Origin of the sequence: Leyella stercorea DSM 18206 (assembly GCF_000235885.1) — a bacterium.
Lineage (GTDB): Bacteria > Bacteroidota > Bacteroidia > Bacteroidales > Bacteroidaceae > Prevotella > Prevotella stercorea.
This window is the reverse complement of record NZ_JH379356.1, coordinates 1-5,848: the sequence shown is the minus strand read 5'-3', so window position 1 is coordinate 5,848 and position 5,848 is coordinate 1. Positions and strand designations below refer to the sequence as shown.

Annotated in this window: 2 protein-coding genes; both read left to right on the top strand. The window is 50.6% G+C overall.

The genetic code is table 11. The annotated features are described in order from the left end of the window. The first annotated feature begins 39 nt into the window (after positions 1–39). Positions 40–3,381, top strand: a complete 3,342-nt coding sequence (locus HMPREF0673_RS00970; RefSeq protein ID WP_007896966.1) for a SusC/RagA family TonB-linked outer membrane protein — start codon at positions 40–42, stop codon at positions 3,379–3,381. A gap of 27 nt (positions 3,382–3,408) precedes the next feature. Beyond that, entirely contained in the window at positions 3,409–5,265 is a 1,857-nt protein-coding gene (locus HMPREF0673_RS00965; protein ID WP_007896964.1) for a SusD/RagB family nutrient-binding outer membrane lipoprotein, read from the top strand. The last annotated feature ends 583 nt before the right edge of the window (positions 5,266–5,848 follow it).

Below are 5,848 nucleotides of genomic sequence, written 5' to 3'. Positions count from 1 at the left end.
GCGGTTTTTTAATTCCGCCAACAGGTTAAAAAACAAACAATGAACAACAAATCAAACGAGAAAAGCAGTATGGTGCTGAAAGCAGCCTTTGCGATGCTCGCAGCAGGTATGCCAATGCAGTATGCTTCTGCCAATGGCAACGTGGCTCCTAATGCTTTGACACAGGCTCAGGGCTCTGTCGTTCAGGGTACTGTTAAGGATGGTACTGGCGAACCACTTATCGGCGTTAGCATTGTAGTGAAGGGTGCCACTGGTCTTGGTGTAGTGACCGACATCGACGGTAACTACAAAATCAACGTTAAGGACAAGAACGCTGTCTTGGTGTTCTCTTACATCGGCTACACACCGCAGGAGGTAAAGATCGGCGGTCGTGCAAGCGTAGATGTAACCATGAAGGACGAGAGCTCAGTGCTCAAGGAGGTCGTAGTAACCGCCATGGGTATCAAGCGTAAGGAGTCGTCACTTACTTACTCTACACAGCAGGTGAAGGCTTCTGACCTCAACCGCGTGCAGGACCCGAACGTTGCTAACTCTCTCGAGGGTAAGGTATCTGGTGTAACCATCACTCCGTCAGCAGGTGGTGCAGGTGGTGCTTCTAAGATTATCCTCCGTGGTAACAAGTCAATCCTCGGTTCGTCTACTCCGCTTATCGTTGTTGACGGTGTTCCTATGAACAACTCGCAGCGCGGCCAGGTAGGCTCAGGTGCAAACATGCTTACAACAGGCGTATCTGAGGGTAGCGACGCTCTCTCAATGATCAACCCTGACGACATCGAGTCGATCAACGTGCTGAAGGGTGCCAACGCTGCCGCTCTTTACGGTTCTGAGGCTGCCAACGGTGTCCTCATGATCACCACAAAGAAGGGTCGCGAGGGTAAGGTTGGTGTTAACTTCTCTTCTAACGTTACATTCGACACTCCGCTCACAACCCCGAAAATCCAGAACGTTTACGGTGCTGCTATCGACGAGAACGCTCACACAATGAGCATCAGCAGCTGGGGCAATAAGGTATCTTCACGTACCAACGACCAGCTCATCGTTCAGACTCCGATGTACGGCGAGCACTTCGGCAATACAATGAACGAGGTACACCTCCGCAACCGCGCGGGCGACGACGTTGCCGACTTCTTCAAGACCGGTGTGACAACCAACAACTCTATCGCCCTCTCTGGTGGTACAGACAAGATGAGCAGCTACTTCTCTTATGGTAACTCTCACGCAAACGGTATGATTGACAACAACTCATACAACCGTCACACTTTCTCTTTCCGTCAGAACTTCAAGCTCTACGACCGTGCTACTATCGACGTGTCGATGAACTACATCCAGACAAAGACAAAGAACCGTCCTGGTGGTGGTATCACAATGAACCCGATCTACCACTTGTACATGATGCCGCGTAACATCGATCTCGGCTACTATCGCGACAACTACCGCGTTGACAACGCTTCTTGGCTCACAGGCTACCAGACATATTTCAAGCGTGAGGGCAGCAACTATACAAAGGTTAAGGAGCAGGGCACAGTAACAGGTCAGCCGATGCAGAACTGGGCTTACTCAGCTCAGGGCCAGAACAACCCGTACTGGCTTATTAACCAGAACTCAAGCGTAGCTAAGGAAGACCGTTTCTTCGGTAACGTGACTGGTTCACTCGACATCTACGACGGTCTTTCGTTCCAGGCTCGTTTGGGTATGGACTTCACAAAGTACGAGAGCGAGTCGAAGCGTTACGCTACAACATGGCTCCCGGCTTCTATGGAAGACCTCGGTCGCTACTGGTGGAGCTACTCTAAGACAACCGACCTCTACACCGACTTCATGCTTACTTACAACAAGACATTCGGCGATTGGGACGTTTCTGCAACAGCAGGTTATGTAGGCCACATCCGCAAGTCGTACGGTCATAGCAACGACGTGACTGCTACATATTACTATGGTGACCGCGAGCACCTCTCTACAATGGCTAACTACTTCTCTACAGCAGCCGGTGGTCCTGGCGCTACATCTCCAAGCCAAAGCTCTGACTGGAACAAGGGTGCTGTTGTAACAGGTCAGATCGGTTGGAAGGAAATGGTTTACTTCGATGGTTCATACCGTCGCGACTGGTACCGCGCCTTCCGTCAGTTCAAGGATCGTGGTACGCCTGAGGATTACGGCTACTTCGGCTTCGGTGCGAACGCTATCGTAAGCAACCTCGTTAAGCTCCCAGAGTGGTTCAACTACTTGAAGTACCGTGCTTCTTACTCAGAGGTAGGTAACTCTATCCCGGGTATCGTTTACGCTGGTGCTACACGCAACTTCGAGACAGGTGCGTTGGTTCCGTCTTCATGGGCTACCTTCAAGGATCCGCGTCCTGAGAAGACAGCTTCTTTCGAGACCGGTATCGAGGCATTGTTCCTCAACAACCGCTTGAGCCTCGACTTGACATACTACAACTCTACCATGTCTAACCTCTACCTCGTTGGTACCAATGCTTCTGGCAAGTCTATCCCGATGAACTCTGCTAAGATTCGCAACCAGGGTATTGAGGCTACTATCGGCTACGACTTCAAGTTCGGTCAGCTCCGTTGGAAGACATCTTACAACCTCTCTTACAACGACAACAAGATCCTCCGTACAGCTTATGACGAGGAGACCGGTAAGGAGAATGTCATCGCTACATACGTAGGCGGTGTGCAGGTGCTCTACAAGGAAGGCGGCTCAATGGGCGACATGTACGTAACAGACATCAAGCGCGACGAGAACGGTCACTACGTTCTTAACGCTAAGGGTGGTTTGTCAATGGAGACAGAGTCGAGCAAGACATACGGCAAGTATGTAGGCAACCAGAACGCTAAGTGGCAGATGGGTTGGTCTAACACATTCACATGGAAGGACCTCTCGCTCTCATTCCTTATCAACGGACGTATCGGTGGCAAGGTGCTCTCTATGACAGAGTCGTTCCTCGACGGTGCAGGCTTGTCACAGCGCACAGCTGACGCTCGCCTCTACGCTGAGAAGAACAAGATCTACGCTGACGCTATCTATGGCAACAACATCCTGGGTATCCGCCTCGACGATGGTTCAGGTCGTATCGTTCCTATCGAGTCTTACTACAACTCAGTTGGTGGTGTAACTCCTCAGGACATCGAGCGCTACCTCTACAGCGGCACCAACTTCCGTCTGCGTGAGCTCTCTCTCGGTTATACATTCCGCAACCTCTTCGGCCAGAACAAGAACCTGAGCCTCTCGTTCATCGCTCGCAACTTGTTCTTCCTCTACAAGGACGCTCCGGTTGACCCAGACGTATCGCTCTCTACAGGCACTGGTCTCGGCGCATTCGAGGTATTCAATATGCCGTCGTCACGTTCGTTCGGCTTCTCATTGAATGTAAACTTCTAAACCAATTCAAAAAAGTAAAAAAGAATTATGAAAAATTCAAAGATATTTGTTTACGCTGCGCTTGCGCTCTCTGCCTTCGGTATGCAGTCGTGTCTCGACTACGACACCCCGGGTGACGAGTTCAACGCAAACCAGACCATCGTGCCTCCAGTGATCAGCTCTGGTAAAGCAGATGTCATCGACTACGAGAAGGTGATTTCTGACGAGGGTGTTGCAGAGGCTATCATGGCACTTGACGATAACATCCGTACAGCTCAGACCGGTGTTTACGGTATCCGTGGCGGTAAGGACGGTGGTGCTCCTGAAGCACACGCTTACCAGTTCTGCTACACACTCGGTCCTGACAACTACGTACAGTACTTCTGCGTACCTCACTACGACTTCCCGTACTCTAACTTCACATTGCGTTCTACATACGACATGTGTAAGGGCTCTATCGGTGGTCCTGGCAGCGGCTTCTCTTCAGCTAAGCTCTACATCGCTCCGCTGTTGAACACAGAGAAGATCGACTCAGTTCCTGAGTTGAAGGCTATCTTCCTTACTCTCTTCAACTACTCGGCTATCGAGAACGCCGACCTCTTCGGTCCGATGCCTTATGAGGAGTTCAAGGCTCTGCGCGACAAGTCGCCGTTCGAGTACAACGACGTACGTACAATCTACTACGGTGTCAAGAAGAACCTCGACGACGCTATTGCTTGTCTGAAGTACTACAAGGACAACCGTTCTCAGGCTTACAAGGAGCAGCTGGCTAACGTAATGTACAGCTACCTCACTATCGTTAACGAGCCGTATTCAAAGACTTGGGAGGATATGGAGCCGTGGATCCGCTTTGCCAACTCACTCAAGCTCCGCATGGCTATCCACATGAGTGGCATCGAGCCGGAGACAGCTAAGACATGGGCAGAGGAAGCAGTTCGCGACGGTGTCATCACCGACGTTGACAATGAGGTTGCCATCTATCCGGCATTCTCTGGCAAGGATCACCCGCTGGTTGAGATCACAGGCTGGAGCGACGCCGTTATGGGTGCTTCTTTCCTGAACCTGCTTGAGAACCTCGACCACCCGTACATGAAGTATCTCTTCACAAAGAACAGCGTAGGTCTTGCTAAGTCTCCGCAGGCTGTAGAGGGTTCTTCTTGCCCGGCTACCACACCGATGAACTCTGTATACGTAGGTATGCGTGACGGTGTTGCTCCTGGTGAGGGTCAGGCAGCAGCCAACAACCCGTACTGTGGCTACTCTATGCTCGACAAGGCTTACTTGGCTCAGACTCAGGCTCCTCTCTTCCTCATGAAGTGCTCAGAGGTTTACTTCCTCCTCGCTGAGGGCGCTCTCCGCGGTTGGAACATGGGCGGTACAGCTAAGCAGTTCTACGAGCAGGGCATCCGCAACGCTTCTCTCGAGAGCCGTTCGTTCATGGGCAACAAGTACAACGAGCTGGTTGACGAATACCTCAACGTTGAGGCTTCGAAGAACATCCCGTACGTTGACCCGCAGGGTCTCACACCCGATATGCCGAGCGTAACAAAGATTGGTGTGAAGTGGAACGAGGGTGATTCTCCTGAGGTTAAGCTCGAGAAGATCATCACTCAGAAGTACATCGCTTCTTTCCCGTACAGCTACGAGTCATGGGTTGACCTCCGTCGTGTAGGCTATCCTAAGCTCTTCCCGATTCTCGGTGTAGCTGACGGCGACGGCACAATCGGCGCTGGCGATCCTTGGGTACAGACAAAGGAGAATATCATGCGTCGTATTCCTTGGGCTTCTGACGATCCTCAGACTAAGGAGGATATCGCTAACACTGGTATCCCAGCTCTCGGTGAGGGTGCTACGGATACTCAGGGTCAGCACCTCTGGTGGGATAACGGAGCTTCTAACTTCTAATCCGCACGTTTAGATTTGTATATATAAAAAGGGCAGGGTTCCGGCTTCGGAACCCTGCTTTTTTTGTTTAATAGGTCCTAATCCCAAATTTCTATATAACTTTTGGGATTACAATCCCAAATTTATATATGATTTTTGGGATTAGAGCAATTTTTTCGAGATGAAGTGGAATTCACGTCGTGCCAATACTCAATTCCCTTCTTCGTTCCTAACAGCGTATGATGTGAAGGAAAAGGCAGTGGTGACTCCCGAGAACTGGATAGAATGGGTTGTGTAGGGTTGCAAAGTAATAAATATAATCGAGTAGCTGAAAAAATCTACCATATCTGTCAGTATGCAGCGCAAACCGCTGTGTGTCAACGAGATAAAGACTGACAGATGCCCGCTTTTTTGAGTCTGTCTGCCAGGGTATCTGCCAGGGTGTTTGTTAGGGCATTTTTTATGGTGTGTAAGGTATCTCCAGTTGCAGCGGAGTTTTACTCCGGTTGCGGCGGAGTTTTGTTCCGGTTGTGGCGGAGTTTTACTCCGGTTGTGGCGGAGTTTTGCTTATGTGTAGTTTAACGTTTTTAGTTGACTACTTTCA

Excerpts from the sequence above, each read along its gene's own strand:
- HMPREF0673_RS00970 (WP_007896966.1), top strand. The coding sequence starts at position 40 with ATGAACAACAAATCAAACGAGAAAAGCAGTATGGTGCTGAAAGCAGCC.
- HMPREF0673_RS00965 (WP_007896964.1), top strand. The coding sequence starts at position 3,409 with ATGAAAAATTCAAAGATATTTGTTTACGCTGCGCTTGCGCTCTCTGCC.